This is a genomic window from Thalassospira sp. MIT121401 (assembly GCF_047125595.1).
Lineage (GTDB): Bacteria > Pseudomonadota > Alphaproteobacteria > Rhodospirillales > Thalassospiraceae > Thalassospira > Thalassospira povalilytica.
On sequence record NZ_CP138926.1, the window covers coordinates 4,575,730 to 4,602,094 of the forward strand.

Below are 26,365 nucleotides of genomic sequence, written 5' to 3' on the forward strand. Positions count from 1 at the left end.
GTAGGTTTGAACGGCATCTTCAAGCTACCTGCCCGTCACCTGCGGATCCGACAGTCAGCATCAGGACGTCCGCTCCAAGGTGAGTGCGATGCCCTGCCCGCCGCCGATGCAGAGCGTCACCAAGCCCCGCTTGACCCCATTGCGCTCCATTGCATGCAGGAGTCGCGTCGTCAAAACGGCCCCCGTTGCGCCGATCGGATGACCGTGGGCAATAGCGCCGCCTTCGACGTTGACGATGTCTTGTTCGATTCCGATCTCACGCGCGAGCGCAACGGCAATGGCGGCAAAGGCCTCATTGATCTCGACGCGGTCGAGATCGCCAACGCTCCAGCCCGCCCGCTCCAGAGCCTGAAAGACGGCCGGTACCGGTCCGAGGCCGAACATGCCGGGATCGACCGCGCCCACACCGTAGGAAACCAACCTGGCCATGGGTTTAAGACCGTTCTTCTCCGCCCAAGTCGCCTCGGCGATTATCATCGCCGCCGCGCCGCTGTTGAGTCCCGGCGCATTGCCAGCCGTAATCGTACCCTCCTTGCGGAAGGCAGGCCTGAGCTTGCTCAGACTGTCGAGGGTCGTGTCGGGTCGGTTGTGTTCATCGGCGTCGAATGTGGTCGTCTCCTTACGAGTCTTGAGTTCTACCGGAGCGATCTCTTGCTTGAAATTGCCAGCAGCCTGCGCCTCGGAAAAGCGCCGCTGAGAGCGTTCGGCCCAGCGATCCTGATCTTCGCGCGTAATCTGAGCCTTCTTCACCAAGTCTTCCGTGTGCCAGCCGGAGTGCTCGCTGGAAAAGGCGTCGTTCAGGCCGTCACGGAGCATGCTGTCGTGCATCTGGGCATCACCCATGCGATAACCCCAGCGCCCGTTTTGAACGATGTAGGGGGCCTGGTCCATGTTCTCCATGCCGCCGGCGACCGCGCAGTCGATATGTCCGAGCATGATCTCCTGGGCCGCCGAGGCGATCGCCTGAGCCCCAGAGCCGCACACCCGATTGACGGTCATCGCTGGCACGCCAACCGGAATGTCAGCACCGATTGCCGCCTGGCGTGAAGGGTTCATTCTGGCGCCCGCCTGGATCACCTGTCCCATGACCACGGTTTGAACGAGCGAGGGATCGACGCCCGACCGCTCGATCGTCGCGCGGATCGCCGTTGCGCCGAGCTCGGTCGCCGGCAGATCTTTCAAGGATCCTCCATAGGTGCCGATCGCGGTGCGCACGGGGGTACAAAGCATAACCTGCTTGTGAGTCATCGGTGTGCTTTCCTTCTTGTCTCGCTTGAGTGGATTGGTTCCTGATTCCGCTCAGATCAGGTACTGGCCGCCATTGACGGTCAGTGTCGAACCCGTGATGAAACCCGCGTCGTCGCTCGCCAGAAACACCACGGCCCGGGCAATTTCCTCGGGTTGGCCGAGGCGGCCGACCGGGATCTGGGCGACGATGCTATCGAGAACCTTAGGGGGAACGTCGGCGACCATGTCGGTCTCGATATAGCCCGGGGCAATGGCGTTGACGGTGACGCCTTTGGCGGCGCTCTCGAGCGCTAGCGCCTTGGTGAATCCCAGAAGACCGGCTTTCGCCGCCGCATAGTTGGTCTGGCCCAGTTGGCCCTTCTGGCCATTAATCGAGCTGATGTTGATAATGCGGCCGTAACCGCGCTCCCGCATCGGGGAAATGACGGTGCGGCACATAGTGAAACAAGCGGTCAAATCGGTATCGATTACCGCGCGCCAGTGCTCTGACGTTAATTTATGGAGCATAGCGTCGCGGGTGATCCCCGCATTGTTCACGAGAATCTCGACCGGGCCATATGCGGTGGTGATTTTCGCGACGGCGGCGGCGCAGGCCTCGTCATCGGCCACATCCCATTTGAAAACAGGGATGCCCGTTGCCGCCTTGAAGTCTTCGGCCGCCAGATCGTTGCCGTGGTAGCTAGCGGCGACCGTATAGCCCGCATCGCGCAGGGTTCTGGCAATCGCGGAGCCGATTCCGCGCGTGCCGCCGGTCACCAATGCCGTTCGTCCCATGATTTCAACCCCCGTAAGAGATACCAGCCGCTCTGCAACGGCCGTTGCAGCCTTGTGCGAAAACTGCAGATTGCGTTGTGTCGCGTTGGGCAAGGTCTTTGATCACGTTCATTCCTCCTGACGGGCTCAATCCTTCGGGGTCCTCCATGTCTAGAAGACGATGCCCGGCTGGCTCCGTTACACAAGGAGCGCTGATCGCATAGTCGTTCGACGGGAAGGAAAGCTCCGACCCGCTCCGGTGGCCGTGAAGGATTTGTGTAACTTTCGGCGACCCATTCACGTCTTATGTGACGCCAATGAAAATCCGGGTGGGCACACCGTCCCGGTTTTGAGCAGCGGAGGAGCGAGGCCAAGTGATCGAGACGATGGAAGATGGAAACCGCGCCGCTTCAAAAGCCGGCCTGATTGATCCAGATAACGAACAGCTCGTTCATCCAGAAGGGTTTTTAACCCCAAGGTGCCAGCCATGCCGACGCCAGCGCGACAGCCTTGATGGTGGCGTTTTGGCGGCACACAAAGGCCGGAACGGAAATAGCGACGGGGAGGGAGATTCTGGGTGTCCACCGGACTCGGACGGCTCCGACGACACCGAGATGGAGGCAATTCTGCAGGAGTTTATCGAAACGCTTATGCGTCTCTTGGAACCCCGCTACGCCGAGGTGGTGTGGCGCGCGGAAATTCTGAATCATCCGCCCACCAGGATCGCCACAGATCTCGGTCTCAGCGAACAGATAGTCATCAGACGACTTCAGCTAGGCCGCCGGACCCTCCTACACCTCGTCATGTTGACGCTGGAACCCCCTCTTAAGGTTTGATGCCCAAACATTTTGACTGTTCCGTGCTGGGAAATAAAACGGCAATCAAGAATTTACTTGGAATCGACAGTAGCGACAGATAAATTGGCAATAACTCTCGAGTTTCTGCGAATTTACCCCTGTCCCGTCCAATCAAGGGATGAGATAGGGGCTGATCTCGAAGAGGGGAGTGACAGGTCGTCTGATGCGATGCAATGATCCTGGATCCTTTCACGCTGAAGCCGGTGGTAGCCGCGGGAGCGTCTGCCTCGCCGTGGCGCGAAATGAACGCAGAACTTTGTAGTCAAAGAGTACGTGAAGAGAGGATAGAATCAATGAGCCAAGCCCATAGCGGCCATGCCGGCCACATGCCGTCAAGCGGACGGGGAATGGTGATCTCGGCTTGGCTGACCGGCATCTATTTCGTAATCGAGATGGGCATCGGCCTCTGGACGGGCTCGATCGCGGTGATTTCCGACGCCTTCCACACCTTCTCGGCGGTGGGTGGCGTACTAGTCGCGATCGTCGCCGCCAAGCTTGCCCGCCGCCCCGCCGACGAGGATCGCAGTTTCGGCTGGTACCGCGCCGAGATTATCGGAGCGCTCGTCAATGGCGGCTTCCTTCTGGGCATGGCGCTCATCGTGATCGTAATGGGTGCGATGCGGCTGTCCGACCCGATCGAGCTGCCTACCGGGCCGATGCTTTGGGCCGCGGCGGGCGGGCTTTTCACCGAGTTTATTTCGCTCGGCTTGATCTGGAAGCAGAGCCAGAGCGACCTGAACGTGAAAGGCGCACTTTGGCACATCATTCAAACCTTCGTCGGCAGCCTGCTCATTATCGTGACGGCACTCGTGATTCAATTCACCGGGTTCCTGCTGATCGATCCGATCCTTGGTATGGGCTTCGGCTTCGTGCTGCTCTGGGCCAGCTGGGGCATTCTGCGCGACGCTGCTCACCTATTGATGGAAGGCACACCGGCCGACGTCGGCCTGTCCGATGTCACCGGCGCGCTGGAGCAGGTCGAAGGCGTTGCGAATGCCCACCACGTTCATGCCTGGGCTCTGACCAGCGGCCGTTACGTCTTCTCCGGTCATGTGCGCGTCGCCGACGAGACCGATCCCCAAGCGGTCCTGGCGGCAGCGCACGCCATGCTCAAAGAAAAATTCGGATTCTTCTTCGTCACCTTGCAGGTCGAGGACACCTGCCTTGATGAGTCCGGGGCTGAAGCCATCGACGTGACGCGCACGGCAGGGGGCCGCAGCCGGAAATGAAGATCGTTCTCCTGCTCCTGCTGATCACGCTGTCGGAGGCCACAATCGGCGTGTTCGTGAAGCTCACCGACGGACTGATCCCGATCCAGACGCTGAATTTCTACGCTCTGAGCTTCGCGGCCGCCTTTCTGATGGCGGTCATGCCGCTGGCGACCGGCCGGCCCTTGCGCTTTCCGAAAGGCAACCTGAAAGACACCGCGATCATCGGCGTGCTGATCGCCACGCAGATCAGCGTTTTCAACTACGCCATGACGCTGGTGCCCATCGCCAATGCGGTGATCTTCTGGAGCGTCGCGCCCTTCTTCGTGTTCATCTTCTCGGCGCTGTTTCTCGGTGAAAAGGCACGCAAGAGCTACATCCTGATCTTCGCCGTCGCGCTGACCGGTATCGTCCTCGCCAAGCCGCTTGAGGGCGGCCACATGATCGGCAACCTCGTCGCACTCGGCGACGGCGCGATCTACGCCGCCATGGTCACCTACATGCGCTACGAAGGAAAGACCGAGGCCGGCAACGACATCGCCTGGTCGATGCTCGCGGGGGCGCTGATCCTGTCGCCAGCGCTCATCCTCGCCGGCCCCGGCACGCCCGCCGCGACCATCTCCTATGCCGCACTCGGGATGGACCTGCCGGTGATGCTCTGGGCAGCGGGGCTGGGCATCGTCTCGACCGGCTTCGCCTATTTCGGCATCTCCATCGTCCTCAAGACGCTCAACGCCAATGTCTATGCGCTCGTCGATATCATCGTCTCGCCGGTCGTGGCGTCAACGCTGGGCTACCTTATCTTCGCCGAAATCCCGGCGCAGGGCATGATCTATGGTGGCGCATTGCTGCTCGGGGCCGGTTTCTGGTTGACCCGCGAGATGTCGCGCGGCGCGGAAAACCGGGCCGTTCATCCCTGCCAGTGTGCGTGAACCGAACGGATCAACTCGTGTGAATCCAATCAGCAACGACACGAGACTTGGCAGACAAACGCCAGTAGGTCGTGATGGTGGTGTCGCGGGACGGATAGACGATGGGATGAAAGTCGAGTGACCGTTGGAATCATCGCGCAAATCATTCTGGTCATGTTGCTTTGGGCTGCCTGCTTCCCGCTGATAACCGTCGGCATTGAATTTGCCCCTCACCTGACATTCGCCACGCTGCGCGCGTTCCTGGCAGGCGCAGCGTTGATCATCGTCGCGCTTGCATTGCGGCAGCCCCTGCCCAAAAGTCGTCGAATCTGGACAATGTTGGCCATCGTTGGCGCAGGTGCCACCAGCCTGGGCTTCTTGGGGATGTTCCATGCCGCGGAATTCGTTTCCCCGGGCATCGCCACTGTAATCGCCAACACCCAACCGCTGTTGGCGGCGGGCCTGGCGGGTATCATCCTCAAAGAACAGTTGACCGCGCTGGGCAAAGCAGGCCTTGCCTTGGGCTTTATGGGGATACTCGTCATCACTTCGCCCCAGATACTCACCGGCGGGCAAGAAAATTACATTCTAGGAGTAGCCTATATTGTCCTGGCTGCACTCGGCGTCACGGTGAGCAACGTTGTAATTAAACGAATTGCCGGAAACGTCGACGCCCTTATGGCAATGGGCCTCCAGTTGCTCATCGGCAGTGTTCCGCTCGCTATTGTCGCCTGGGCCACGGAGGAGCCAACAACGATCCGATGGTCGTTGCCATTTGTAGGCGCGCTCCTTGTTCTCAGTCTGTTCGGGTCGGCGTTAGTATACTGGCTATGGTTCTCCGTGCTGGAGAAAGCGCCTCTCAACCGCGCGAACGCGTTAAGCTTCCTGATCCCGATTTTCGGCCTTGCAATGGGCGCTTTGTTTTACGGTGAGACCCTTGGCTGGATGCAGATCGTCGGCATTGTCCTTGCGATTCTTGGGGTCGTGTTGGTGACGCGCAGAGGGACTAAGCCGGCCAGAATGGCCGGATAAGGGCAACCGTGTTGGTTTGCTGCTGCCCGGCCTAGGTTCGCGCCCGGCGTCCACCACAGATTTCTCTCGACTTACCTTCGACCACGGCGGTTGCCCTTACTGAACTACTGTACCGTTACTCTTTATGGCTTTGATTTAGATCAATGCCGTTGCTCTCGATTCTCGTATTATGAACCCGAAACTCGACCCCTATGGTGGGTTTTAGCGCAAGGCTAGCGTGGGGTGTTTTTGTGCGTTGACCTAAGGCGCTCAGCCCGAAGATGTTTCCAGATCGCCCGATCTTGCCAACTCGGGCCGAGGTTTTGAGCATGACTGTAGCAACACATAAGACGATTGAAACCGACCCACTTTCCGATGAGCTCGACAACACGTCACGGCCGATGACCCCGGAAATAGAAATGGCACTCACCGACTATTATCACGAATTTCGTCGCTATCTCGTGCGCCGGGTCGGCGATTCGGTCACTGCGGAGGATGTGCTTCAAACTTTCTGCGTGCGAGTCATCAACAGCGGGACAGTACTTAGGAATAGCGAAAGTGTGGTCGCCTGGTTGTATACGGTGTTGCGCTCGGTGCTGACCGATCATTACCGCAGTGAGGCTGCACGGCGGCGCCGAAAAGACAGCTACATGCAAGACCAGATGGTATTGGCCGACGGCCAGGTAGATCTAGCGAACGAGAAAGGCGTTTGCAGCTGTCTTCGAAAGCTTGTGCCGGGGTTGCGCCCGGACTATGCAGAGATTCTTGAACGGATCGATCTGTCGGATGAACCGCGTGAACGAGCCGCAGCTGATCTTGGGATCACACCATCGAATGCGAGAGTGCGCCTGCATCGGGCGCGCCAAGCACTGCGTGTTTCTCTAGCAGCGTTCTGCACCGATTGCTCCGAAGGTAGATTTGACGACTGCACTTGTGAATCAATGCGCGACGGCAAGAGCTGTAGCTTGTAACTATCACAAAGTTCTACAACTGCCCTTCTATCGGCGGGCTGAACCGCGCCGGGTTTGCCGAAGGCTTCAACTCTCAAGAGGATGGAGCGATGAAAGAGAACAAACCCCTACTGACATACTCAGGCTGAAGTGCGCGCGAGGTGATGAGCCCATACGATCTCGAAGCCTTCTAGACTGAGACCGACGCGGGATTCGGCGACGGGATATGAAACTGTTTCCACAGCGTCCTTGTCCACGCTCAGGCCAGAATGCGCCGACTTGATGTCGCGTGTAGAGCTGTTGGGAGATCCGCGGAATCGTGCGGCAGCGCCTCGGCGCCGACTTGAAGAATGTCGCTGTGCGGCTGTATCACGGCTAAGCAGGCACTGGAAAAGCAGCAGCAGGGGATTTGTTTGTGCCTGATCTGCCCGATCCATGGTTTCCTCGACTGCCGCTGTGAAGAGACGGATTGTGCACGGGGCCGGATTGTGCACGGGGCCGGCAGGTGGGCTGAAGCTGTAACGGCGGGCAAGTCGTTCCGTCTGTAAGTCCAGGTGGTTGTGCCTTCGGGTCACCATAGCGATCCGATGTCCGACGCAGCACCGGTTGCGCCGTCTCCACCCCTACAGCGTCTTTCATCCCAACCAAGGAGACCGGAGATGACAGATTCAAGAACGATGATACCTTCCAGCACGATGCGTTTGCCGGGTTTGAAAGCTCTCGCCATAGCCGCGGGCCTCACCGTCCTCACCGCGGCAGGTGCGTTGTCGGCCCAGCATGGAGCAAAGCCACAGCAAGGCCAATCTCAGCAGATGCAGCAGCAGATGCAAGGCGGACCGTCCTTCGAGCGCATGCAGGAGATGATGCAGCAGGCCCGCGAGACAACAGACCCTGCCGAGCGCCGGCAGCTCATGCGCCAGCACATGCAGATGATGGTCGAGAAGATGCAGGCGATGCACGGCATGATGGGGAACATGCCCATGCAGGGCCAGATGGGCGGCCGGATGTCGGGCCATCAGGGATCCGGCAGTCAGGGCATGGGCATGTCCGGGGACATGTCGGACGATATGTCCGAACGGATGCAGCAGATGATGGGGCGCATGCAAGAGCAGCAGGGCATGATGCAGCAGATGATGCAACAGATGCTCGAACAGCAGCGCATGATGATGGAGATGGACGAAGACCGCTAACGTCTGGAAGGCGGCTGCCGCATCCTGTATGCGGCAGCCGCCCCCAAGGAGAGAAAGGGACGGTTCTGTAATGCTGGTGCAGTTCGACTTCGTCTGTAACGGTCCCTTCGGCCAGGACGTGGCCGAGGCGATGGACGGGCTGGCGCCCGCCATTGAAAACCTCAACGCCAAGCTGTTCGACGTGCACCGTCCCCTGAGCGAAATCACCAAAGGACCAATGTGAACGAAGGGCAGGACACACGACCCAATCCACCCTGGCCTCGCACCATCGCCGGTCTGGCGGTGTTGGCCGTCTTCCTCGCGACCGTCCTTGTGTTATGGCGCATCGGCATACTGGACCGCCTGCGCGACGGCGCAGCGCTTGAGCAGGCTGTGATGCAATTCGGCCCGCTCGGCCCCTTTTTGATCATCGGCCTGATGACCGTCGCCATTGTCATGAGCCCGATTCCAAGCGCGCCGATCGCGCTCGCCTCCGGCGCGGCCTACGGCCATTACTGGGGCGCGTTCTACGTTGCCATTGGCTCCGAGATCGGCGCCCTAACCGCTTTTGGCGTCGCGCGCCTCATCGGATACGACGCACTCAAGGCATGGCTCGGCACGCGGCTGTCGATGGGTGTCCTGCACCGCTTCATCACGTCCCAGAACGCCCTCATGGCGGTCGTGTTCGCGACACGGCTCATGCCGTTCCTGTCCTTCGACATCATCAGCTACGCCGCCGGTCTGACGCCGCTCAGGACTTGGCGCTTTGCCGTTGCGACCCTGTTCGGTATCATCCCGGCGAGCTTCCTGCTCGCGCATTTCGGAGATGAGCTCGCCTCCGGTGACTGGCGGCGTGCCGGGTTAACGGTGCTCGCCCTTGGGCTCATAACCCTGCTTCCTCTTGCCTGGAAGACTGCTCCGGCGCGCTACCGACTAGCTCTGAAGCGCTTATTAAAGCTTGGATAAGCGAGGAACCCCGCGTCGCAATAGCAGTTCTGGCGGTATGTCAGCGTGAATCCCAACGTGACTTGCTTGTGCAACCTCGCCAAGCCGCATTAGTCGGCCCGATTTTACAGAACACAACCTTGCCATGCGTAGGCGACATCAACACCTATGGCGCCATCGCGCCATGAGCAAAAGTTCCAGAAATACCGAACACTCCTCCTCCGAGTATGGCTACAGCTTGATTTTTAGTGGTTCCCATATGGTACCCGATCGCATTTCCGGACTATAGCTTGAGAGTCGAAAAGCTCGCTAGCGTGCTGTACTAGCGGGCTTAATTTGGTTGCAGGGGCAGGAAGCCACCGGCAGCCAAACTCGCTAGTCGTGGCCGTATGATGGCAGCAAGCCATCCTCCGTAGGATGAAGGACACCGCTCTAATCGGTGCCACGGTGGACAAGAACCTTCTCATGCGGACAACGCATCCACGATCGGACATTCCGGTACGTCGCCGCCATCGCACTTCGCCGCCATGTCCTTGAGCACGCGCTCCATGCGCCTGAGATCGGCAATCTTGCGGCGGATGTCGGCGATGTGGGCCAGCGTCATCTCCTGTACCTCTCCACAGCTGTAGTCGCCACCATCAACGAGCCGCAGCAGTGCGCGGATCTCGTCGAGCGAGAAGCCCAGTTCTCGGCTCCGGCGGATGAAGGCGAGCCGCTTGAGATGCGCGGTTTCATAAATCCGCTGTCCGCCGGCGGTGCGCGGCGGCTTGGGCATGATGCCGATCCGCTCGTAGTAGCGGATCGTCTCGATGTTGACCCCGGTATGTTTCGAGATCGTTCCGATTCCATAACTGGCGGTCGTCATCTCATTGTCCTGTCTCACCATTTTCTCCCTTGAACCTGTAGCGACTACAGCTCCTATCTTAACATGGCAAGACCGAACTGGTGAGGACCAAGCCAATGGCTCGAGCGGACGAAACGGCGGTCGGCGCAATGGAAATCGGGCAGGAAACGGAAGGCGCTCAACGGCGCACCGGCTGGGCGGCTGCCGGCGGCATTCTCGGTGCTGTCGGTGCGTCGTCCTGCTGCATTCTGCCGCTGGTGCTGTTCAGCCTCGGCGCCGGCGGCGCCTGGATCGGCAACCTGACGGCGCTGGCGCCCTATCAGCCGATCTTCGTCGCCGTCACCCTTGGCTTCCTCGGGTACGGTTTCTACGCCGTCTACTGGAAACCGCGGAAAGCCTGTGCCGAAGGCGCGGCGTGTGCGCGCGCCCTCCCGGGCCGCACCGTCAAGGCCGCCCTTTGGGTCGCGACGGCACTGGTCGCCGCCGCGATCGCTTTTCCCTACGTCGCACCGACACTGCTTGGCGTTTGAATGGAAGGAGGTTCGACGGATGATTCGCGCGCTTTTCGCTGCCTTGGTCCTTACAAGCCTCTTTGTCGGTACCGCGGCCATCGCCGCCCAACGGACGGTGACACTCGCCGTCGACGGCATGACGTGCGCGAGCTGCCCCTACATCGTGAAACAGTCGCTATCCCGCGTGCCGGGCGTCGAGCGGGTCGAGGTCTCGTACGCGGACAAGCGGGCCGTCGTAACCTTCGACGACTCGAGAACGGACGTTGCCGCGCTGACGAAGGCGACCGCCGGCGTCGGCTTTCCTTCCGCGCTCGTGGAATAGAGTGATGGCGCTGGACGATCGCAAGGTTCTCGCCACGGGAGTTGTCGGCTCCGTCGTCGCGGCGATCTGCTGCTTCACGCCGGTGCTCGTCGTGGTACTCGGCGCCGCCGGGCTCGCGGCCTGGCTCGGATGGATCGACTACGTGCTGCTGCCCGCGCTCGCGCTTTTCCTAGGAATTACCGCCTACGGCCTGTATCTGCGCCGCTGCCGCGTGAAAGCCGCGGCCGCCGCAACATCGAACCCGGAGCATTCGACATGACCCTGATGACCGACGACTGCTGCACCACCGGCCAGACCGGACTCCGCCGCACCTATGATCTCGCCGTGATCGGAGCGGGCTCGGCCGGCTTCTCGGCCGCGATCACGGCCGCCGAGCTGGGCGCACGGGTGGCGCTCATCGGCCATGGCACGATCGGCGGAACCTGCGTGAACGTCGGCTGCGTGCCCTCCAAGACGCTGATCCGGGCAGCCGAGACACTGCACCAAGGCCGCGCGGCTGAACGATTCGCCGGCATCGAGGCCCGCGTCGGGCTTACCGACTGGTCCGCTACCGTCTCGCAGAAGGACGAGCTGGTGGGCGCGCTGCGTCAGGCGAAGTACAAGGACCTGCTCGCGGCGTACGAAGGGATCACCTACGTCGAAGGACGGGCGCGGCTCGCCACTGACGGCGTCCTGGTCGAGGGAGAGCCGCTGCGGGCCGGCAAGGTGGTGATCACCACTGGGGCCCGCCCTGCCCTGCCGTCGATCCCCGGCATCGAGGAGGTGTCCTATCTCACCAGCACCACGGTGCTCGAGATCGCAGAGCTGCCGCGATCGCTGCTCATCATCGGCGGCGGTTATATCGGCTGCGAGCTGGCACAGCTCTTCGCGCGCGCCGGCGTCGAGGTGACGATCGCCTGCCGCCGCGGCCTGCTGCCGGCGGCCGAGCCGGAGGTCGGCACCGCCCTCACCGGGTACTTCGAGGATGAAGGCATCCGCGTGCGAAGCGGGCTCAAATACCGCCAGATCCGTGAGACGGAAGACGGCGTGATCCTGAACGCGCTCGCGGAGGGCAACGACGTACGCCTCGAGGCAGAGCGGGTCCTGATCGCCAGCGGCCGACGACCGAACACGGAGGAGATGGGCCTCGCCGAGGCAGGCGTTGTCCTGTTACCGAACGGCGGCATCGAGGTCGACGAACGCCTGCGCACGACGAAGGCCGGCATCTACGCCGCCGGCGACGTCACTGGCCGCGACCAGTTCGTCTACATGGCCGCCTATGCTGCCCGGCTCGCGGCGGAGAACGCGCTCAACGGCGACAGCCGGCGCTACGACAACGCGGCGATGCCGGCGGTCGTGTTCACCGATCCCCAGGTCGCCAGCGTCGGCCTGACCGAGGCCGCGGCGGGCCAGGCCGGCCACCGGGTCAAGACCTCTCTCCTGTCGCTCGACCAGGTGCCTCGCGCGTTGGCAGCGCGCGACACGCGCGGCCTGATCAAGCTCGTGGCGGAGGAGGAGACGGACCGGCTGCTCGGCGCGCACATTCTCGCGCCCGAAGGCGCCGACAGCATCCAGACGGCCGTTCTCGCCATCAAGCACGGACTCACGGTCGCCGAGCTTGCGGAGACGATCTTCCCCTATCTCACAACGGTCGAGGGCCTGAAGCTCGCCGCCCAGACGTTCACGCGCGACGTGGCCAAGCTGTCGTGCTGCGCGGGGTAACGGGGGCCATGGAGACCGGCGATAAGGTCCTGGCGTTGCTCGGTGCGAAGGTGCTCTGCTGCGTCGCGTTGGTCCTCGCCGCCACCGGTGTCCTGGGAGGGTTTGGCGCCTGGCTGATCGACGGTGCCGGAGGGTGGCTCGTTGCCGGCCTGATCGTCGCGGCCATCGTGGCGCTCATGCTCGGGCGCCGACAGGAGCGGACGAAGACGCGCCATCCCGGATGAGGCACCCTATATGAGGCGACAGGAACCTGCCGCTACGCGCCCCGTTTTCGACTTAGGACGAGAATAGGATGACCCAACGCTTCGACCTCGTGGTAATCGGCACAGGCACCGCCGCGAGCGGCGTGGCGAGCCGCTGTCGCAATGCTGGCTGGTCGGTGGCCATTGTCGACGAGCGGCCCTTCGGCGGGACCTGCGCGTTGCGTGGGTGCGATCCCAAGAAGGTGCTGCGGCGGGCGGCCGAGGTGGTGGATGCCGCGCGGCTCATGAACGGACACGGAATCGCTGGCCCCGCCCCCACGGTGGATTGGCCCGCCCTCATGGCCTTCAAGCGAAGCTTCACCGATCCGGTCCCCGAGGCGCGGGAGAAGGCCTTCGCGGACAAGGGCATCGCCACCTTCAACGGCACGGCGCAGTTTATTGGCGAAAACACGATTTCCGTCGGCGAGGACCGGCTCGAAGCCCGATACATCGTGATCACAAGCGGGGCGAAGCCGGTGCCGCTCTCCATGCCGGGCGCGGAGCACGTCATCACTAGCGACGACTTCCTCGAGCTGGCGGCTCTGCCGAAGCGCGTGCTTCTGATCGGCGGCGGGTACGTCTCCTTCGAGTTCGCCCATATCGCCGCACGCGCTGGTGCCGAGGTGGTCATGCTCGACCGGGGCGAACGGCCGCTCAAGGCGTTCGATCCCGACCTCGTCGAAATGCTGGTCGAGCGCACGCGGGCCCTCGGCATCACCTTCCGCGCCAAGGCCGAAGTGACGGCGATCGAGCAGGCGAACGGCGGGCTTGGCGTCATTGCCAGGATCGACAGGGCCGAAGAGCGGTTCGAGGCGGACCTCGTCGTGCACGGCGCCGGCCGGGCCGCGGCGATCAGCGCGCTGGAGCCCGACAAGGCGAACGTCAAGGCGGACGGTACGGGCGTCGAGGTCAACGCGTATCTGCAGAGCATTACGAATCCGGCGGTCTATGCCGCTGGCGATGCCGCAGCCACGGCCGGGCCGCCGCTGACACCGGTGGCCAGCCTGGAGGCCAAGGCGGTGGCGGCGAACCTGTTGGAAGGAAACCACGCCACGCCCGACTACACCGGCGTGCCGAGCGCCGTGTTCACCGTTCCCGAATTGGTGCGTGTCGGTCTGAGCGAAGCCGACGCAACGGCGCAGGGCCTCGAATTCGAATGCAAATTCTCAGACATGCGGGGCTGGTTCTCCGTCCGTCGCGTCGGAGAAACCCACGCCGCGGCGAAAGTGCTGGTCGAGCACGGATCGGGACGGATCCTTGGCACGCACATCCTCGGGCCGGAAGCGAGCGAGACCATCAACCTCTTCGGCCTCGCCATGCGCACCGGGCTAAAGGCGGAAGACCTCAAGGGCCTGGTCAGCGCCTATCCGTCGGCAGGCTCGGATATCGGCTCTCTGATCTGACGCCGCGCTCGTCATGGTCTGAGACAGGCGCAAAGCCTTCCACGGCGCTGGAAGCGCTTCCCAGGTCGATGTCGCGTTCCTGACCGGCTTCCCGACGGAATAACCACCGTCTCTCCTTTCCCGGCACGACTCCGATCCCTTGACTCTGTACCGTGGTACGGAGCGTAGGCTTCAATGAGCGATCGAGGTGAGAGACATGATTGGCATGACCATCAGCAGGGCCGCGCAGGCGGCCGGCGTTGGCGTCGAAACGGTCCGCTTCTACGAGCGCAAGGGCCTGATCGAGCAGCCCCCGAAGCCCGCCGCCTCAGGCTTTCGGAGCTATCCCGACGAGACCATCGAGCGCATCCGGTTCATCCGGCAGGCGCAAGAGCTGGGCTTCTCGTTGCGCGAGGTCCGGGAGCTCCTGGAGCTGCGCGCCGATCCCGAGGCGGATGCGGCCGACGTCCGGGCCCGGGCTACGGCGAAGCTCGACGACGTGAACGAGAAGATGCGCCAGCTCCAGCGCATCGGACAGGCCCTGGAGGCACTAATCGCGTCTTGTCCCGGCCACGGTGAGCTCGGCTGCTGCTCGATCATGGAGGCGCTGGAAGGTCACGAAAAGGCGGACGTCGGGGCCACGCAAGCCGTTGATACAAAGCCAAGACCAGGATGACGGACCTCCTCGCACAGTTTCAGCAACTTCCCGCCGTCTCGCTCGCGGCCTTCGCCCTGGTGGCGGCCGCCGGCCTGCTCATGGGCATGGCGCCGAGCTCGCTGCCGCTGGTCTCCGTCGTCGTGGGTTCGGTCGCCGGACGCGGAACCGCGGAGGCCAAGCCGGCGAGCCGACGGGGTCTCGTGTTCGCCGCCGGCTTCGTGCTCGGCATCGCGACGATCGACGCCGCAATCGGCGGGCTGTTCGGGTTCGTCGGATACACGCTCATCCGGGCGCTCGCCGGCTCGCTCGCGATCACGAACCTCGTGCTTGCGGGGCTGCTGGTGACGATGGGGCTCGCCCTTTTAAGGGTCGTCCACGTGCCGTGGCTGCGGCGGCAGGCGCAGCCGCGCGAGGTGAACTCCTTCGCGGGGGCTTACGCGCTCGGCATACCGTTCGGCCTGTCGACCTGTCCCGCCTGCATGCCGATGGTGCTGCCCGTCCTCGGGGCCGCCGCGGCAACCGGCGAGGTCTGGGTCGGCGCAGCCCTGCTGTTCACGTTCGGCATCGCGCGCGGCGTGCCTCTGCTGATCGCCGGAGCGGCGACGGGGGCCGCGATGCGCCTGCGTGGCGCCACCGCCTGGGTGCCGCGTATCGAGCGCGCCGGCGGCGTCCTGCTGCTGCTGGTCGCGGTCTATTTCCTCTATCAGAGCGCGATGTACGCGGGGATCGTCCCGCCTCTGCTCCTTCTTACCGACCTGCCATAGGAGGCAATTTCCATGGACACGACAACCTTCAAGATCGACGGTATGCACTGCGACGGCTGCGCCGAGCGCATCCGGTCGCTTCTGAACAAGGAGCCGGGTGTCCGAGAGGCACGCGTCGCCTTCGCCACGGGCTCGGCGGAGGTCCGCTACAACCCGCATACGGTGGACGGGATGCGGCTTCGCGAGATCATCGAGACGGGGGGCTTCGATGTGGTCGAGACGACGGGGTGACGGAGTTCGGGCTTCCGAATCTGGTGCTGCTGCCGATCGGGCTCGGCCTGCTCGGCTTCGTCGAGCCGTGCTCGATCGGCTCGAGCCTCGTTTTCGTCAGGTACCTGGAGGGCAAAGGCCGGGTCGCCAGGCTGTCGCAAGTCGCCGTCTTCGCGCTGACGCGCGGAGTCTTCATCGGTTTACTCGGAGCGGCAGCGGCCGGCATCGGCACCGCCTTCCTCGGTTTCCAGAAAGCCGCCTGGATCGTGCTCGGCACGATCTATGCCGCGATCGGCCTCTTCTACGTACTGGGCAAGGCCGGGTTCCTGATGCGGACGATCGGACCGCGTCTCTCCGCCCTCTCGGGCGGCAGGGGCTCCGCGACCCTCGGCCTGCTGTTCGGGCTCAACATCCCGGCCTGCGCGGCGCCGCTCATCTTTGCGCTGTTCGGCGCCGCGGCGGCGGGCGGCGCGGCCGGACGGCCGATCGCCAATGGCTTCGTCTCGCTGGGGCTGTTCGGCCTGGCGCTGTCGCTGCCGCTGGTTCTGGCCGCCGCCTTCGGGCCGGCGCGCCGGGCGCTCGACTGGCTCGCCGGCCTGTCGCGCCGCATTCCCTTCTGGACCGGCCTGGTGCTGATCGTCCTCGGCGCGTGGTCGATCTGGTTCGGGCTGTTCGTGAACCCGGAGGACTGGACATGATGGCATTCACCCGCGCTCTTCGCGCCATCGCCATAATCGTTGCCGGCCTGGTGATGGCGACGGCGGCCGGAACTGCCGCCGAGAGAGCCGACGACGACGTCCACTACCGATCGGATACCGTCGACATCGCGGCTCACTGGGCGGCCCGCGCGACGCTCGCCAACGCGGTGATGTTCAGCGGCCTGGGCGAGTCGCTCTCGGTCTCCATGTCGACGGCCGACGACATCCTGAAACACGCGGGCTATGTCGCGCGGCCGGCGATGCCCGATATGGCCACGGTCGGGGCGGTTTACGCCGCCGGCGACCCTACGTTCATGCAAACACCGGATCTCTCCGATCTGCGGACCTTGCGCTGGGATCCCGGAAGCTTCGACCGGACGCTCGAGCCGGCCGCGCAAGCCTGGGCGCTCATCAAGATCACGAGCCCCGGGTTCCACCTCAATTTCCACGACAACAAGGCGGACAAGCGAATCGCCCTGATGATGCTGCCGCAGGCCGAAGCCCTGGCCGGCGTCCTCGCCAAGCGGCTTCTGACGGACCGGGGCCTGTTCGCGGCCCGCGCGCCGGACGGCACCTTCGCCGAGCCCCGTGCCCGCGACCAGGCCGTCGTGCTGTGGGGCGTGTCCAACCTGATCCTCGCCGCGACGAGCGCGCGCGAGGACTACTGGCACACGGCCTATCGCGCGCTCGTCGATGCCGACGATTACCGCAAGCTGGCGGACCGTGCCTTCGCGGCCGTCGAGCAGTTGCCGCCAGAGACCGCCGGCGACCGGGCCCTGGCAGTCGAGGCGCTGGGCCGCTACGCGCTCGCCGCGAACGACAAGCAACGCCGCGAAAAAGCCCTGACGCTGGCGCGTCGCCACGCCAACGCGCTCCAAAAGTTCCAGGATCTGTCCCTGGAAGATGCCGCGCTTGCCGTTTACGGTCTCGTCGAGGCCGGCCGGCTGCTGCGGGACGACCGGTTTGCGAAGGCAGCGGCCGCCGCATTCGAGACCGGGCTGATTCCGAAATGGGACGACCGGCTCGGCGCGTTCCGCACGGGCGAGCCCGTCAGCTACACGCCGTCCACCGCGGCCGCCGTCGCGGCAGCGCTGAACGCCATGCGCCGGCACGGCGCAGGCGATCTCGCGAAGGCAGCGAACCGTCTTTATCCGAGGTTTCTCGAAACGGTTCTGGTCGATGCGAGACTGCAGCTCGCGAGCCCGCTGCCGCTGGTCCCGGCCCGCTACCGCGAGGGCCGGCCTGATACGGCCTTCGCGCATCCGGCGCTGCCGACACCGGAGAAAGCCGGCCTCGCACCGGTCTTCGCCGGCGAGGTCGTACACGAGAACGGGACGGTGCGCGTCTCCGATCGCCGCTTTCGCACGGCAGACGCGATGTTCCTCGCCAACATGCTGGTGATGCCGCACGAGGGACAGGCCGACACGTTCCTGCCCGCGAACCGGCTCGAGAGCCTCGACAGATAGGAGAAGGACATGGCCGAAGCCATCGCGCAACAGGCACAGGAGCGGGGCATCGAGAGCCTGCAACTCAAGATCGGGGGCATGAGCTGCTCGTTCTGCACGAACGCGATCGAGCGCGGACTCCGCCGCGAGAAGGGCATCGAGGAGGTGCATGTCTCCCTCGCCCACGAGGAGGCCCTGGTGCGGTTCCGGTCGGACGAGACCGACGAGACGCGGATCAAGGACACGTTGCGCGCCCTCGGCTTCATCGTGCGCGACCCGCGCAAGGTCGGCGGCTTCGACGAGCAACTCGACCTCAAGCGCAAGGAGCGCAACGACCTGATCTCGGCGGCGAGCCTCGCCCTTCTCATGTTCTGCGCGATGGCCGCCATGTGGCTCGGCCTCTGGCAGATGCAGGACTGGCACGCCTGGACGGCGTGGGCGTTCGCCACTTACACCTTCGGCTGGAACGGCCGGCGCATCATCCGTATGGCGTGGGGCGCCGCGTGGCGCGGCATCACCAACCAGCACGTGCTGCTCTCGGTCGGCGCCATCGGCGCCTATATCGGCGGCCTCCTCGGCGCCCCGCTACCGTTCCTCGGCTGGTACGGCTTCGTCGGGTTCCCGCCCGTCGACTTCTTCGGCGTGGTGGTGTTCCTGACCACCTATCACTTGCTGTCCGGCTACGTCTCGCTCGTGGTGCGCACGAAGGCGTCGGAGAGCGTGCGCCGGCTCCTGGAGATGCAGCCACCGACGGCCCGGGTTGTTCGCGACGGCCGGGAAGAGGACGTCGCGATCGACGAGGTCGCGATCGACGACCGCGTCCGCGTGCGCCCCGGCGACCGCATCCCGGTGGACGGCACGGTGGAGGACGGCACGTCGGCGGTCGACCAGTCGATCGTCACGGGCGAGCCGATCCCCGAGGAAAAGAAGCAGGGCGACGAGGTGATCGGCGGCAGCGTCAACCAGACCGGCACGCTGCTCATCCGCGTCACCCGCACCGGCGAGGACAGCTTCCTGCGCCAGGTCGCGCGCCACGTCGAAGAGGCGAAGGCGATGAAGCCGGGGATCATCGTCCTGGTCGACCGGGTGCTGCTCTACTACGTCCCGGCGGTGCTCGGGATATCGGCGGCGGCGCTCCTGTTCTGGGGCTTTGCGCCGCTGGCCTGGGGCGGCGCCATGCAGTGGGTCACGGCGATCTATGCCGCGGTCACGGTGCTCGTGATGGGCTATCCCTGCGCACTGGGCATGGCGACGCCGCTGGCGCTGATCCGTGGTGGCGGCATGGCGGCCGAGCGCGGCATCCTGATGCGCTCGGGCGAGGCGTTTCAGATCCTCAAGGACATAACCCATGTCGTGCTCGACAAGACCGGCACGCTCACCGAGGGCAAGCCGCGGCTCGTCGCCGCCGAGGCAGTCGGTGATTTCGGCCGGGACGAGGTCCTGCGCCTGGCTGCGGGCACCGAGTCGGCCTCGGAACATCCGCTTGCCAGCGCCATCGTCGACGGCGCGGTGGAACAGGGGCTCGAGATACCGCAAGCGCGCGACTTCCAGGCAACGGCCGGGCAGGGCGTCGAGGCGACCGTCGCGGGGCGCCGGGTCCTGGTCGGCACGACCCGCTTCCTGCGCGCGAGCGGGGTCGACGTCGCGCCGGCAGAAGAGATGCTCGACCGGCACGAGGCACAGGCGCACACCGCCGTGCTTGTCGCGGTCGACGGGGTGGTCGCCGGGGTGCTCGCGATCGCCGACGCGGTCAAGCCGGACGCGAGGGATGCCATCGCGGAGCTCAAGGGGCGCGGCATCACGCCGGTCATGCTGACCGGCGACAACGAACGCACCGCCAGGGCCGTCGCCGGTCAGGTCGGTATCGAAGAGGTCCATGCCCAGATCGTGCCGCAGGACAAGGCAGCGCGGGTCCGCGCGCTCCAGGAGCAAGGCGCGCAGGTCGCCATGGTCGGCGACGGCATCAACGACGCGCCGGCGCTGATGCAGGCGCATGTCGGCATCGCCATCGGCGCGGGCACCGACATCGCGATCGAGTCCTCCGATGTCGTGCTGATCGGCGAACGCCTCGGCGCCGTGCCGGAGGCGATCACGATCGGCGGCATGAGCTATCGCAAGACGGTGCAGAACCTGTGGCTCGCGTTCTTCTTCAACGGCGTCGGCGTGCCGCTCGCGGCCACCGGGGTCGTGCATCCCTCCTGGGCCATGGCCGCCATGGCCGCCAGCGTCACCCTCGTGCTCGCCAACTCGTTCGGCGGGCAGGTCTTCACGCGCGGCAAGGCGCGGACAGATCACGTGCCGGAACATCCCAGGCAGGCCCCCGAGGAAAGCCGGAATACTCCTGACACCAATGGTTCGGAGCTCAGGCTCTCGGTGCCGAGCATTCACTGCCAGGGCTGCATCGAGACCATCGAAGCCAACCTGCGGCTCGAGCCGGGGATCGGTCGTATCGAGGGGGACGTGAGATCAAAGACAATGCGCGTCACCTACGACGACGCCGACACCTCCCCGGACACGATCGAGGCCGCCGTCACAAGGCTGGGGCACAGGGTGGAAAAGCGGTCCGCCTGACGGGCGAAAGGTTGAACCTCCCCCAACAGGAGGTTCTATACGAGTGGACATGGAACAGCATTCGACCCGCGGCCTCTACTCGATCGGCGAGGCGGCCGAGGCCACCGGCCTGTCGGTGAAGGCGATCCGCCATTATGAGGAGGTCGGCCTGATCCCGCGGCCGCGCCGACATGACGGCAATGCGCGGACGGGCGGCAACCGGCTCTATACGGAATCGGAACTCGCCAAGCTCCGGTTCGTCCGGCAGGCCCGGCATCTCGACCTGGGGCTGGACGAGATCCGTCGCCTCCTCGAGATCGCCGAGGAGACGTGCCCGAGCCGGCATCCCGACTATCATCGGATCCTGACCGGCCACCTGGAGACGGTGACCCGCCGCATCGCCCAGTTGAGCGACTTGCAGGCCCGGCTGACGACGCTGCTGTCGAAGGATGGATCCGGGCGTGTCCAACGCTGCTCCGGCGACGGCTGTGGCTGCCTCGACGCGGACCCCGCTCCTGGCCGCCAGCGCGTCGGCGGTGAAGGTGATGCCCGCGGGAGCCGACGGAGAAAGGGCCGGGACCCCGGTTCGCCATGAACCGGTTGATCTGGTCCGCCCTCCGGAGATGGCTTTATCTGCGCCGCGGCCGCATGCCGTCGGCCGATCTCGACGGGCCGGTGTGGTATTTCGCGTTCGGCTCCAACATGAACGAGCGCCTGTTCCGCGAGCGTCGTCACATGACGCCGATCGAGACCCGGATCGCCCGGCTGGACGACTACCGCCTGCGATTCGCCGTCGCGGGGCGGCGGAGTCCGGGCGCTTCGGCCCGTTTCGTGGAGCTTGTCCAGGGGATCGACCAGGTCGCCGCGGGCGGACGCAAGCCGGGCGTCTCGGCTCCGGCCGATATCGTGGAAGCCCTCGGCGAACACGTCTGGGGCGTGCTTTATCTGCTTCCGTTCCGAAAGTTCGTCCGGCTCGACGCGAGCGAGGGGCGGCAGTACGCCTATCTGTGGGTCGACGTCGAGGACCAGGATGGCCAGACCGTCCACGCCCTCACGTATTGCGTCCCCTACCCCGCTCCGGAAGGGCGCCCCTCGCGCGGCTATCTCGAGTTAATCCGCACCGCCGCACAGGAGCGAGGTATGCCCGAAAGCTACGTCGCTTTCCTGGATCGCGTGGAGCCGCGTCCGTGATCGAGCTGGACGAAACCACTCCCGTGGCGACGCGGCAGCCGCGCCGCCGGTGGCTCAACTGGCTGGGCACGGGAATCGGCCTCGGCCTGATCGCCCTTCTCGCCTGGCGGCTCGACTGGCGCCAGTTCGCCGACGTGCTGCAATCCGCCCGGCCGGAGTTCGTGGTCGCCACCTTCCTGGCGATCACGCTGGAGCAGGTCATCCGGGGCTGGAAGTGGCGCCAGATCCTGACACCCGTCTGCGACTGCCGGACATCGCACCTGTTCGGCGCGACCATGGCCGGCTATCTCGCCAACTTCCTCGTCCCGCTCGGCCTCAGCCCCTTCGTCCGGTCGTGGCTCGTCGCCCGCAGACAGAACATTTCAATGAGTTGCGTGCTGGCCACGGTGGCCATCGACCGGCTGGTCGACGGGCTGGTCTTCGCGGGCATCGTTGTTGTCGTGGTGCTGGCCGCGATTATCCCCGACCCGAACGGCAATATCGGCCTCGGCCTTCTCCTCGGCGCCGGAGGCAGCGCGGCGGCGATCGTGGCGGTGCTCTTTCTGCTCGTGCACCACAAGCGCCGATCGGCGTCCGGCATCGGGCTTCTTTTTGCGCTCGCCGACCGCCTGCCGGGGCGCCTGGCAGTCCGCGCGCGGTCGCTCGCGCTCGCCTTCGCCGACGGCATCGTCTGGCCACGGGCGCGCTGGCGCGGCGCCACCATCGTGCTGGCCAGCATCGTCATCAAGCTGATCGCGGCTTCGCATCTCTATTGGGCGGGCCTCGCCTTCGGCGTGGTGCTCGACCCCCTCGTCTACCTAGCGCTGCTGGCGATTCTCGGCTTCATTGTCATCCTCGCGCACACCGCCAGGGTTCCGGCGGGCTTCGTTGTCGGCGCCGTCTTTGCGCTCGGACTATTCGGGGTGGAGGATGCCGCCGCTCTGGCCATGGTGACCGTCGTCATGGCGGCGAACATGCTGACTGTCGGCCTCTTCGGCGGCTGGGGGCTCTGGAATCACGGGGTCGGTCTCGGCGATTTCGGCCGGCGGAAGGTTGCGGCAGATGCGGACCCGTGAACGCACCGGCCGCTTCGCGCGCATCGCCACCGCTGGCGCCTTCTTCCAGGGCGGCGCCGCGGCGGTCGATACCGGCACGATCATGGCGAGCCTCGTCCACGGCCTCACCGGCAGCTTGGTCGCGGTCGGCGCCGCCGCGGCGATCGCCCGCTACGGCTGGTTGTTCCCGCAGTTGTTCGTCGCCTGGTTCGCGCAAGCCCGGCGGCGGCGCATGCCGTTCTACGCCCTGGGCGCGTTCGGCCGGGTCGCCTGCCTGATCGGCGTCGGCGGGATCGTCCTCATTGCCGGTCCTACATCAGCGTCCGGCTTGATCGTTGCCTTCTTCGCGTTGTGGACGCTCTACGCGTTCGTGGGCGGCATCCTCGCGGTTCCCTACAACGACATCGTCGCCCGTTCGATTCCCTCTGCCCGACGCAGCCGTCTCCTGGCGCTCCGGTTCTTCGCGGGCGGACTGCTGGCCCTCGGCGTCGCCGCCGTCGCCGGCCAGGCGATCGACGCACTGGCGTTTCCCGCCGGGCACGCGGTGGTTCTGCTAACCGGGGCCGGGCTGCTTCTGGTCTCGGCGATCTCCTTCGTCTCCGCCGGCGAGCCGTTGGCGCCCGAGCCGAAGCAAGCGACCGGCTTCGGGCCCTTCCTGCGGGAGGGCCTGGACGTGTTTCGGCAGGACCGGCGCTTTCGCCTGTTCGTGGGCGTGCGCTGGCTCGACGGCACCGTCATGATGGCGCTGCCCTTCTACGTGGTGGCAGCGACGGAGGCCGGGGTTACTGCGGCGGAGGTCGCGACCCTGCTCGGCGCGCAGACGGCAGGCGCGCTGCTGTCCAACCCGCTCTGGGGCTGGTGGGGCGACCGGCTCGGCAAGCGCCGGCTGCTCGGCGTCACGGCGGTGCTCGCGATCGTTGCGCCGTTGCTCACGGTCCTCTGGATGGTCGTCGTGCCGCCGGGCGGAACCTCCGCCCTTCCCGCCTTCGCCGCGGTCTTCCTGGTCCTCGGCGCGATGAACAACGGCGGCAACATCGCCCATCTGGGGTATCTCTGGGAGATCTCGCCGGACGACCGACGCCCCGCCTACAGCGGCTACTTCAACGCGTTGGTGGCGCCGGCGGCGCTGTCGCCGATCGCCGGTGCGGCGGTGGTCGAGGCGATCGGGCTGTCCGCGGTCTTCGTGGCAGGCGCCGTGGCCGCCGTCGGCCAGATCATCGCCGTCCATCGCCTTCGCCATGTCGAAGAGGGGATGATGGCGCCATGTTCCTGACCCTGAAACGCGCGCTCCGGCGCGGCATCGCCCGGTCTTGGTGGCTGTCCAGGCTCTGGTATCGGCGCTTCGGTCTCCGGGTCGAGGGACGGCCGGCGGACGAGGTGTGGTACTTCGCCTTCGGCGCCAACATGCACGACAGCGCGTTCCGCGGGCGCCGCCGCATGCATCCGATCGAATGGCGTCCCGGACGGATCAGGGACTACCGCCTGCGCTTCAATCTCGAGGGTCGGCCGAGGGGCAAGGCCGCGCCAGCGAACGTCGAGCCCTCACCAGGCGCCAAGGTCTGGGGCGTGCTCTACAAGATCACGCGCCGCGACCTGATCTGGCTCGACAGCACCGAAGGGGTCCCCGGCCCGCGCTACCGCCAACTCTGGATCGAGGCGGAGGACAGGGAAGGAAACCGTATGCCGTGCGTCACCTATATCGCAGAGGGCGAGGAGACGGATGGCAACCCGTCGCTGCGCTATATCACGCTCCTGCGAGACGGCGCTCGCGCACATGGGTTACCCGAGCATTGGGTTCGGACGCTTGAGCAAGTCAAGCACGCTGAATGATTTGGAACCTTTCATTTTACGTCTCCGGCTCCCCACGGACGCTTGGTCCATTAGTTTTTCAGCCCAGATTTGCGGATCAATGATGGACGGAACAGGCTGGCGAGGTATCGCGCGTGTTCAGATGTCTTCGCTGATATGACACGGCTCCCAAAGAACCCTTTTTTTCGATCTGACGATCTGGCGCCTTGCGCCGCCCCGCGAGGCCTGATAACACGCAAACATGCGTACGCATGTTGTCACGAAAGAAATCCCGCGCGAGGTTCCGGCGCTTGCCCCGGAACAGCTCGCGGAAGTCTCCGAAATCCTGCGGTTGATGGGAGAGCCATCCCGGCTGCGCATCCTGCTGGCCTGCCTTGAGAAGCCCGGGGCGGTTGGCGAGCTGGCCGCCCGCGTCGGCATCCCCCGTTCCCTCGTGAGCCACCACCTGCGGCTGCTGCGCGCGAGCCGCCTGCTGCAGGCCGAGAAGAGCGGCAAGCAGGTGATTTATTCGCCCCTCGACGATCGGGTGCGCTGCATCGTCGTAGACGTCGCCAGCCACGTGCTCGAGATGCCTGAAGACCGCGAGGCCGCTGATGAATGACGCGGCCAAGGACAAGGAGCACGAGGAAGAATACGGTGAGCTGCTGAAATTCACGCTCGCCGGGTTCGCAGGCTGCCTGGTTCTCGGCGCTGTTCTAGACTGGCTCGGCTTTCAGCGCAGCGGTTGGGGTCAGTGGCTGGTGCGCACCCTCTCCGGCGAGGGGGAAAGCATTCTCGAAGGCATCTATGCCCTACGGCAGCGGCTACGCGGGGCCGTGGGTTCGATGGCAGAGGCCTACGGCTGGGGCAAGGTCACGGGCATGGTATTCCCGTGGATCGTCGATGCCGGGAGCCGTCTGGCCGGGATCGATGTCTACGGCGTCGAGGGATTCTACATTCCGTGGCTCTATGCCATGTCGGACCAGATGGGGGCCAACGTAGCGGGCTTCCTTTACCTGCGCCGCAAGGAAGGAGACACTAGGGCAGCCGCCTCGGCCTATGTCCGGAATCCGGTGATGCTCGCCAGCCTGCTCATTGTCGTGATCGCGCCTGTGGGCCTGTTGATCGGGCGGCTGGCCGGGTTTAGTCCGGAAACGCAAATCCTCACCGCTGTTGAAACCATCCTCGGCAATCTGTGCTGGCTGCCGCCCCTGATCGGCTGGTGGATGGAGCGGCGCGAGCGCGGGGAGGCAGCATGAAAACGCGCGATGTTGGACTGGCTTGTGCCCTCTTCGCCTTCACCCTCGATCAGACGACCAAGGCGCTCGCCCTCGCTCAGGCCCCGCGTCTGGCCGATGGAGTCGAGATTTTGCCGATGTTCAATCTCGTGCTCGTCCACAATACCGGGGTCAGCTTTGGCCTCTTTGGTTTGGTGCCATGGTGGGCGCTCGTTCTCCTTGGCCTCGCCATCGTGGCGGGCCTCGCGGTCTGCCTCTGGCGGGCACGGAGCCGCTTGGTCGGCGCTGCCCTGGGGCTGATGATTGGCGGTGCCCTCGGCAACGTGCTGGATCGGGCGCGTCACGGTGCGGTCACGGATTTTCTGGATTTCTACCTCGGAGCTTATCACTGGCCCGCGTTCAATCTAGCTGATGTGGCGGTCGTCAGCGGGGCCGGGCTCCTTCTCCTCGACAGTATTCGCGCCAAGCGGCCTTCTTCAGCGGCGGCTAAGCTGTGAGCACGATCCTTTGGGCCGCCGTTCTGCTGGTTACTGTCTGGGCGACGCATTGGGGGGCGAAGCATCTTGCCGATCCGGTGAAGAAGCTGTGCCGCCAGTGGGGTTCGTCCGCGCAGGCTAAGCGCATTTCGGCGAGCCACACACCAGATCTAATAGGAGCGAAAGAGACGGCCCCGCAAGCGGTTAAACTTGCGGGGCCCTTGTCAGATTTGGACTTCTAGCGAGTTATAACAAAAG

Annotated in this window: 31 protein-coding genes; 28 read left to right on the top strand and 3 right to left on the bottom strand. The window is 64.8% G+C overall.

Annotated elements, in window-relative coordinates:
• Positions 1 to 60: 60 nt before the first annotated feature.
• Both SIB88_RS21015 and phbB read right to left on the bottom strand, forming a co-directional pair.
• Entirely contained in the window at positions 61 to 1,248 is a 1,188-nt protein-coding gene (locus tag SIB88_RS21015) for a thiolase family protein (protein WP_008892267.1), read from the bottom strand.
• 51 nt (positions 1,249 to 1,299) lie between these two features.
• The gene (gene phbB / locus SIB88_RS21020) at positions 1,300 to 2,022 is read right to left on the bottom strand and encodes an acetoacetyl-CoA reductase (RefSeq protein ID WP_008892266.1); all 723 of its coding nucleotides are present in this window, start codon (positions 2,020 to 2,022) and stop codon (positions 1,300 to 1,302) included.
• A 353-nt stretch (positions 2,023 to 2,375) separates the two neighbouring features.
• Here phbB and SIB88_RS21025 point away from each other — a divergent pair, with 353 nt between their 5' ends.
• The 8 genes from SIB88_RS21025 (at position 2,376) to SIB88_RS21060 (ending at position 9,073) form a co-directional block, all read left to right on the top strand.
• A complete protein-coding gene (locus SIB88_RS21025) occupies positions 2,376 to 2,837 on the top strand; it encodes a sigma-70 family RNA polymerase sigma factor (protein ID WP_008892265.1) in 462 nt (153 codons plus the stop codon).
• Between the two features lie 314 nt (positions 2,838 to 3,151).
• Positions 3,152 to 4,087: a cation diffusion facilitator family transporter gene (locus tag SIB88_RS21030; protein WP_008892264.1), complete on the top strand. Its 936-nt coding sequence runs from the start codon at positions 3,152 to 3,154 to the stop codon at positions 4,085 to 4,087.
• Positions 4,084 to 4,998: a DMT family transporter gene (locus SIB88_RS21035; protein ID WP_008892263.1), complete on the top strand. Its 915-nt coding sequence runs from the start codon at positions 4,084 to 4,086 to the stop codon at positions 4,996 to 4,998. The genes SIB88_RS21030 and SIB88_RS21035 overlap by 4 nt, the downstream gene beginning before the upstream one ends.
• Before the next feature lie 117 nt (positions 4,999 to 5,115).
• Positions 5,116 to 6,009, top strand: a complete 894-nt coding sequence (locus SIB88_RS21040; RefSeq protein WP_008892262.1) for a DMT family transporter — start codon at positions 5,116 to 5,118, stop codon at positions 6,007 to 6,009.
• A 308-nt stretch (positions 6,010 to 6,317) separates the two neighbouring features.
• Positions 6,318 to 6,959 (top strand): RNA polymerase sigma factor, encoded by a 642-nt coding sequence (locus SIB88_RS21045; RefSeq protein WP_291896742.1) that lies wholly within the window; start codon positions 6,318 to 6,320, stop codon positions 6,957 to 6,959.
• Between the two features lie 638 nt (positions 6,960 to 7,597).
• Positions 7,598 to 8,128 carry a hypothetical protein gene (locus tag SIB88_RS21050; RefSeq protein ID WP_008892260.1) on the top strand — a complete coding sequence of 177 codons (531 nt, stop codon included), beginning with the start codon at positions 7,598 to 7,600 and terminating at the stop codon, positions 8,126 to 8,128.
• A gap of 70 nt (positions 8,129 to 8,198) precedes the next feature.
• Positions 8,199 to 8,351 carry a hypothetical protein gene (locus tag SIB88_RS21055; protein ID WP_008892259.1) on the top strand — a complete coding sequence of 51 codons (153 nt, stop codon included), beginning with the start codon at positions 8,199 to 8,201 and terminating at the stop codon, positions 8,349 to 8,351.
• Positions 8,348 to 9,073 carry a TVP38/TMEM64 family protein gene (locus SIB88_RS21060; RefSeq protein ID WP_412559005.1) on the top strand — a complete coding sequence of 242 codons (726 nt, stop codon included), beginning with the start codon at positions 8,348 to 8,350 and terminating at the stop codon, positions 9,071 to 9,073. The genes SIB88_RS21055 and SIB88_RS21060 overlap by 4 nt, the downstream gene beginning before the upstream one ends.
• A 442-nt stretch (positions 9,074 to 9,515) precedes the next feature.
• Here SIB88_RS21060 and SIB88_RS21065 read toward each other — a convergent pair whose 3' ends face one another.
• Positions 9,516 to 9,917 (bottom strand): MerR family transcriptional regulator, encoded by a 402-nt coding sequence (locus tag SIB88_RS21065; protein WP_008892257.1) that lies wholly within the window; start codon positions 9,915 to 9,917, stop codon positions 9,516 to 9,518.
• A 95-nt stretch (positions 9,918 to 10,012) separates the two neighbouring features.
• Between SIB88_RS21065 and SIB88_RS21070 the strand changes: the two genes are divergently transcribed.
• The 20 genes from SIB88_RS21070 to lspA all read left to right on the top strand — a co-directional run bounded on the left by SIB88_RS21070 (position 10,013) and on the right by lspA (position 26,128).
• Positions 10,013 to 10,426 carry a mercuric transporter MerT family protein gene (locus SIB88_RS21070; protein WP_412559006.1) on the top strand — a complete coding sequence of 138 codons (414 nt, stop codon included), beginning with the start codon at positions 10,013 to 10,015 and terminating at the stop codon, positions 10,424 to 10,426.
• A 19-nt stretch (positions 10,427 to 10,445) separates the two neighbouring features.
• Positions 10,446 to 10,730, top strand: a complete 285-nt coding sequence (gene merP / locus SIB88_RS21075; RefSeq protein ID WP_008892255.1) for a mercury resistance system periplasmic binding protein MerP — start codon at positions 10,446 to 10,448, stop codon at positions 10,728 to 10,730.
• Between the two features lie 4 nt (positions 10,731 to 10,734).
• Positions 10,735 to 10,989 (top strand): mercury resistance system transport protein MerF, encoded by a 255-nt coding sequence (merF, locus tag SIB88_RS21080; protein WP_008892254.1) that lies wholly within the window; start codon positions 10,735 to 10,737, stop codon positions 10,987 to 10,989.
• Complete coding sequence (gene merA / locus SIB88_RS21085) at positions 10,986 to 12,431, top strand: mercury(II) reductase (protein WP_412559007.1); 1,446 nt, start codon at positions 10,986 to 10,988, stop codon at positions 12,429 to 12,431. Before merF ends, merA begins: the two co-directional genes overlap by 4 nt.
• 8 nt (positions 12,432 to 12,439) lie before the next feature.
• Positions 12,440 to 12,655, top strand: coding sequence for a hypothetical protein (locus SIB88_RS21090; protein ID WP_008892252.1), 216 nt, complete (start codon positions 12,440 to 12,442; stop codon positions 12,653 to 12,655).
• A gap of 68 nt (positions 12,656 to 12,723) precedes the next feature.
• Positions 12,724 to 14,076 carry a dihydrolipoyl dehydrogenase family protein gene (locus SIB88_RS21095; RefSeq protein ID WP_412559008.1) on the top strand — a complete coding sequence of 451 codons (1,353 nt, stop codon included), beginning with the start codon at positions 12,724 to 12,726 and terminating at the stop codon, positions 14,074 to 14,076.
• Between the two features lie 196 nt (positions 14,077 to 14,272).
• Positions 14,273 to 14,731: a MerR family DNA-binding protein gene (locus SIB88_RS21100; RefSeq protein ID WP_412559009.1), complete on the top strand. Its 459-nt coding sequence runs from the start codon at positions 14,273 to 14,275 to the stop codon at positions 14,729 to 14,731.
• Positions 14,728 to 15,477, top strand: a complete 750-nt coding sequence (locus tag SIB88_RS21105; protein WP_412559010.1) for a cytochrome c biogenesis CcdA family protein — start codon at positions 14,728 to 14,730, stop codon at positions 15,475 to 15,477. Before SIB88_RS21100 ends, SIB88_RS21105 begins: the two co-directional genes overlap by 4 nt.
• Before the next feature lie 12 nt (positions 15,478 to 15,489).
• Positions 15,490 to 15,708 carry a heavy-metal-associated domain-containing protein gene (locus tag SIB88_RS21110; RefSeq protein ID WP_412559011.1) on the top strand — a complete coding sequence of 73 codons (219 nt, stop codon included), beginning with the start codon at positions 15,490 to 15,492 and terminating at the stop codon, positions 15,706 to 15,708.
• Entirely contained in the window at positions 15,705 to 16,385 is a 681-nt protein-coding gene (locus SIB88_RS21115; RefSeq protein WP_412559012.1) for a cytochrome c biogenesis protein CcdA, read from the top strand. Before SIB88_RS21110 ends, SIB88_RS21115 begins: the two co-directional genes overlap by 4 nt.
• Positions 16,382 to 17,851: a hypothetical protein gene (locus SIB88_RS21120; protein WP_412559013.1), complete on the top strand. Its 1,470-nt coding sequence runs from the start codon at positions 16,382 to 16,384 to the stop codon at positions 17,849 to 17,851. Before SIB88_RS21115 ends, SIB88_RS21120 begins: the two co-directional genes overlap by 4 nt.
• Before the next feature lie 9 nt (positions 17,852 to 17,860).
• Positions 17,861 to 20,401: a heavy metal translocating P-type ATPase gene (locus SIB88_RS21125; RefSeq protein ID WP_412559014.1), complete on the top strand. Its 2,541-nt coding sequence runs from the start codon at positions 17,861 to 17,863 to the stop codon at positions 20,399 to 20,401.
• 49 nt (positions 20,402 to 20,450) lie between these two features.
• A complete protein-coding gene (locus tag SIB88_RS21130) occupies positions 20,451 to 20,975 on the top strand; it encodes a MerR family transcriptional regulator (RefSeq protein WP_412559015.1) in 525 nt (174 codons plus the stop codon).
• The gene (locus tag SIB88_RS21135; protein WP_412559016.1) at positions 20,972 to 21,571 is read left to right on the top strand and encodes a gamma-glutamylcyclotransferase; all 600 of its coding nucleotides are present in this window, start codon (positions 20,972 to 20,974) and stop codon (positions 21,569 to 21,571) included. Before SIB88_RS21130 ends, SIB88_RS21135 begins: the two co-directional genes overlap by 4 nt.
• Positions 21,568 to 22,626 carry a lysylphosphatidylglycerol synthase transmembrane domain-containing protein gene (locus SIB88_RS21140; RefSeq protein ID WP_412559017.1) on the top strand — a complete coding sequence of 353 codons (1,059 nt, stop codon included), beginning with the start codon at positions 21,568 to 21,570 and terminating at the stop codon, positions 22,624 to 22,626. Before SIB88_RS21135 ends, SIB88_RS21140 begins: the two co-directional genes overlap by 4 nt.
• Complete coding sequence (locus SIB88_RS21145; protein WP_412559018.1) at positions 22,613 to 23,878, top strand: MFS transporter; 1,266 nt, start codon at positions 22,613 to 22,615, stop codon at positions 23,876 to 23,878. Before SIB88_RS21140 ends, SIB88_RS21145 begins: the two co-directional genes overlap by 14 nt.
• Positions 23,869 to 24,435: a gamma-glutamylcyclotransferase family protein gene (locus SIB88_RS21150; protein ID WP_293344248.1), complete on the top strand. Its 567-nt coding sequence runs from the start codon at positions 23,869 to 23,871 to the stop codon at positions 24,433 to 24,435. The genes SIB88_RS21145 and SIB88_RS21150 overlap by 10 nt, the downstream gene beginning before the upstream one ends.
• A gap of 220 nt (positions 24,436 to 24,655) precedes the next feature.
• Positions 24,656 to 25,015, top strand: coding sequence for an ArsR/SmtB family transcription factor (locus SIB88_RS21155; RefSeq protein ID WP_293344250.1), 360 nt, complete (start codon positions 24,656 to 24,658; stop codon positions 25,013 to 25,015).
• The gene (locus SIB88_RS21160; protein WP_412559019.1) at positions 25,008 to 25,652 is read left to right on the top strand and encodes a hypothetical protein; all 645 of its coding nucleotides are present in this window, start codon (positions 25,008 to 25,010) and stop codon (positions 25,650 to 25,652) included. The genes SIB88_RS21155 and SIB88_RS21160 overlap by 8 nt, the downstream gene beginning before the upstream one ends.
• Entirely contained in the window at positions 25,649 to 26,128 is a 480-nt protein-coding gene (lspA, locus tag SIB88_RS21165) for a signal peptidase II (RefSeq protein WP_293344254.1), read from the top strand. The genes SIB88_RS21160 and lspA overlap by 4 nt, the downstream gene beginning before the upstream one ends.
• Positions 26,129 to 26,365: the final 237 nt, after the last annotated feature.

Bases quoted from the DNA above. Each gene is read 5' to 3' on its own strand.
- SIB88_RS21125 (WP_412559014.1), top strand. From the start codon at position 17,861: ATGGCCGAAGCCATCGCGCAACAGGCACAGGAGCGGGGCATCGAGAGC.
- SIB88_RS21155 (WP_293344250.1), top strand. From the start codon at position 24,656: ATGCGTACGCATGTTGTCACGAAAGAAATCCCGCGCGAGGTTCCGGCG.
- SIB88_RS21135 (WP_412559016.1), top strand. From the start codon at position 20,972: ATGAACCGGTTGATCTGGTCCGCCCTCCGGAGATGGCTTTATCTGCGC.
- SIB88_RS21110 (WP_412559011.1), top strand. From the start codon at position 15,490: ATGGACACGACAACCTTCAAGATCGACGGTATGCACTGCGACGGCTGC.
- SIB88_RS21070 (WP_412559006.1), top strand. From the start codon at position 10,013: ATGGCTCGAGCGGACGAAACGGCGGTCGGCGCAATGGAAATCGGGCAG.
- SIB88_RS21095 (WP_412559008.1), top strand. From the start codon at position 12,724: ATGACCCAACGCTTCGACCTCGTGGTAATCGGCACAGGCACCGCCGCG.
- SIB88_RS21160 (WP_412559019.1), top strand. From the start codon at position 25,008: ATGAATGACGCGGCCAAGGACAAGGAGCACGAGGAAGAATACGGTGAG.
- SIB88_RS21100 (WP_412559009.1), top strand. From the start codon at position 14,273: ATGATTGGCATGACCATCAGCAGGGCCGCGCAGGCGGCCGGCGTTGGC.
- SIB88_RS21120 (WP_412559013.1), top strand. From the start codon at position 16,382: ATGATGGCATTCACCCGCGCTCTTCGCGCCATCGCCATAATCGTTGCC.
- SIB88_RS21015 (WP_008892267.1), bottom strand. From the start codon at position 1,248: ATGACTCACAAGCAGGTTATGCTTTGTACCCCCGTGCGCACCGCGATC.
- SIB88_RS21090 (WP_008892252.1), top strand. From the start codon at position 12,440: ATGGAGACCGGCGATAAGGTCCTGGCGTTGCTCGGTGCGAAGGTGCTC.
- SIB88_RS21130 (WP_412559015.1), top strand. From the start codon at position 20,451: ATGGAACAGCATTCGACCCGCGGCCTCTACTCGATCGGCGAGGCGGCC.
- merA (WP_412559007.1), top strand. From the start codon at position 10,986: ATGACCCTGATGACCGACGACTGCTGCACCACCGGCCAGACCGGACTC.
- SIB88_RS21045 (WP_291896742.1), top strand. From the start codon at position 6,318: ATGACTGTAGCAACACATAAGACGATTGAAACCGACCCACTTTCCGAT.
- SIB88_RS21030 (WP_008892264.1), top strand. From the start codon at position 3,152: ATGAGCCAAGCCCATAGCGGCCATGCCGGCCACATGCCGTCAAGCGGA.
- lspA (WP_293344254.1), top strand. From the start codon at position 25,649: ATGAAAACGCGCGATGTTGGACTGGCTTGTGCCCTCTTCGCCTTCACC.
- merF (WP_008892254.1), top strand. From the start codon at position 10,735: ATGGCGCTGGACGATCGCAAGGTTCTCGCCACGGGAGTTGTCGGCTCC.
- SIB88_RS21105 (WP_412559010.1), top strand. From the start codon at position 14,728: ATGACGGACCTCCTCGCACAGTTTCAGCAACTTCCCGCCGTCTCGCTC.
- SIB88_RS21065 (WP_008892257.1), bottom strand. From the start codon at position 9,917: ATGACGACCGCCAGTTATGGAATCGGAACGATCTCGAAACATACCGGG.
- SIB88_RS21035 (WP_008892263.1), top strand. From the start codon at position 4,084: ATGAAGATCGTTCTCCTGCTCCTGCTGATCACGCTGTCGGAGGCCACA.
- phbB (WP_008892266.1), bottom strand. From the start codon at position 2,022: ATGGGACGAACGGCATTGGTGACCGGCGGCACGCGCGGAATCGGCTCC.
- SIB88_RS21050 (WP_008892260.1), top strand. From the start codon at position 7,598: ATGACAGATTCAAGAACGATGATACCTTCCAGCACGATGCGTTTGCCG.
- SIB88_RS21145 (WP_412559018.1), top strand. From the start codon at position 22,613: ATGCGGACCCGTGAACGCACCGGCCGCTTCGCGCGCATCGCCACCGCT.
- SIB88_RS21150 (WP_293344248.1), top strand. From the start codon at position 23,869: ATGTTCCTGACCCTGAAACGCGCGCTCCGGCGCGGCATCGCCCGGTCT.
- SIB88_RS21055 (WP_008892259.1), top strand. From the start codon at position 8,199: ATGCTGGTGCAGTTCGACTTCGTCTGTAACGGTCCCTTCGGCCAGGAC.
- merP (WP_008892255.1), top strand. From the start codon at position 10,446: ATGATTCGCGCGCTTTTCGCTGCCTTGGTCCTTACAAGCCTCTTTGTC.